This window comes from Acinetobacter sichuanensis (genome assembly GCF_003024515.2).
Classification (GTDB): Bacteria; Pseudomonadota; Gammaproteobacteria; order Pseudomonadales; family Moraxellaceae; genus Acinetobacter; species Acinetobacter sichuanensis.
Window position 1 is genome coordinate 1 of sequence record NZ_PYIX02000177.1, and the last position, 916, is coordinate 916.

Genomic DNA, 916 nt, shown 5'->3' on the forward strand with positions numbered 1-916 from the left:
TGGATATTGGTTAACACATCCAAGTAGCGTGTAACGTTTGTGATCTTCACTTTGGTATTGTGAAAATTGAATTGGTGGTGGAGGATTTTTTTGCTCGTGCGCATTACTACTACCACTATTAAATGGTTCTTGGTTATTGGTTAATGGTTTATGGTTATTGGTTGGTTGAACGTCCGTTGAATTATCGTTGGACGCTTGCTCAACGTCCGTTGAATTATCGTCATTCGATTGTTCATTATCAGATGAACCATTATTTTGAGGTTGTTGCTTTTTAGCTGCACGTTTTTTAGCAGATGCTTTACCAGCGTCACTTGCCTGTTTACGCTTACCATGAAATTCCGCAATCTCACGCTCACATCTATTGTTTAGATACGCTCCGTCCTGAAGAATAAAGAACTCGTCAAGAATGTAATTTAATGCTGCAATCTGTTCATTAGTAATACACTGCAAACGACGAGCCAGACGATCCATGTTACTTGCATCAATCGCCTTTTCAGTGTCGTAATACATATCCAGTAAATCACGATAAATTGCGCGTTCAAGCAAACTTAAATGACGAGTAGCATTGTTGAAGTCACCAATATGGTGTTGATAGTAATTCATTGTTTACCACCCTCATTTTTAATTTGAAGAAACCGACCGTACTTCGCAACACGCTTCGCACGGATTAAACTCGCGACAATTTCACTGGCTAACCACAGTGAGATCCGATGAAAATCCATCAGTGATTCAATGAATTCTTGCTGCAATACCATCGCATTGCTTTCAGGGCGATTGATTTTACGTAAATTGGCTTTACGGACTGAGAGCAATGAACCTAGCGTGTTCAGCGCAGGTTCATGCCAAGATTGGATAATTTGTTCAGCGTTCATGACACCTCCGCTACAGCGTGTTCAGCTTCTAAACGGCGGTTGGC

At 40.9% G+C, this 916-nt stretch carries 2 protein-coding genes; both read right to left on the minus strand.

Annotated elements, in window-relative coordinates:
• Window positions 1–603 (minus strand): YdaU family protein (locus tag C9E89_RS22850; protein WP_116746715.1); only part of this gene is annotated, 603 nt, incomplete at its 3' end.
• Window positions 600–872, minus strand: coding sequence for a hypothetical protein (locus C9E89_RS22855; RefSeq protein WP_107010330.1), 273 nt, complete (start codon window positions 870–872; stop codon window positions 600–602). The genes C9E89_RS22850 and C9E89_RS22855, both read right to left, overlap by 4 nt.
• Between the last annotated feature and the right edge of the window lie 44 nt (window positions 873–916).